The organism is Faecalibacterium longum (assembly GCF_040094125.1).
Lineage (GTDB): Bacteria > Bacillota > Clostridia > Oscillospirales > Ruminococcaceae > Faecalibacterium > Faecalibacterium longum.
The window spans coordinates 1-875 of sequence record NZ_JBBNIH010000026.1; the positions used below are offsets into that span (position 1 = coordinate 1).

Genomic DNA, 875 nt, shown 5'->3' on the forward strand with positions numbered 1-875 from the left:
CTACGACTGTTTCAAGGCTGGCGACCTCGAGGGCGCACAGGCCGCTCAGGACGCTATCGCCATCCTGCAGCAGACCTTCAAGTACGGCAACCCCAACACCATCATCAAGACTGCTGTCGCCCTGCAGGGCCACAACGTCGGCAAGTGCCGCGCGCCCTTCAACTACGTCCCCGAAGAGGGTCTGGAAGCCATCAAGAAAGTCCTGGCTGAGAACGCTGCCAAGGGCCTGAACTGAGAAGAGCAAGGACCTCGAGGGTCTGGTCGAGTCCGGTATGCGGGTGCAGCGTCTGCTGGTGAACAATATGCGCCCCATCACCGCTGACGACGCCCGTAAGCGGTATCAGGAGACCATGTAAGAGAAAAGGAGAACAGGCTATGAAGACCAGCGACATCAGAGGCATTATCCCTCCGGTGATCACCCCCATGAACAATGACCCCGAGCAGACCGTCAACCATGAGGCTCTGCGTCAGCAGGTCGAGCGCCTGCTGGCAGGCGGCGTCCACGGCATGTTCCCTTTGGGTACCAACGGCGAGGCTTACGCCCTCTCTTTTAAGGAGAAGGAAGAAGTCCTGGCTACCGTCATCGACCAGGTCAAGGGCCGTGTCCCCATTTACGCAGGCACCGGCTGCATCACCACCGCCGAGACCATCCGCATGAGCAGGCGCGCCGAGGAGATGGGCGCAGATGCACTGTCCATCATCACCCCCAGCTTCGCGCTGGCCTCCCAGAAGGAGCTGTACGACCACTATGTGGCCGTGGCAAAGCAGGTCAACATCCCCATCATCCTCTACAACATCCCGCCCCGCACCGGCAACAAGCTCCTGCCCGAGACCGTGCAGGCCCTCTGCCGTGACGTGGACGTCATCGTCGGCGC

Annotated in this window: 2 protein-coding genes; both read left to right on the forward strand. The window is 61.1% G+C overall.

Going from position 1 to position 875, the window contains the following annotated elements; translation table 11 throughout:
• Positions 1 to 235 (forward strand): dihydrodipicolinate synthase family protein (locus tag AAAU26_RS00225; protein ID WP_349180851.1); only part of this gene is annotated, 235 nt, incomplete at its 5' end.
• 140 nt (positions 236 to 375) lie between these two features.
• The coding region (locus tag AAAU26_RS00230; protein ID WP_349180853.1) for a dihydrodipicolinate synthase family protein at positions 376 to 875 on the forward strand (500 nt) is incomplete at its 3' end.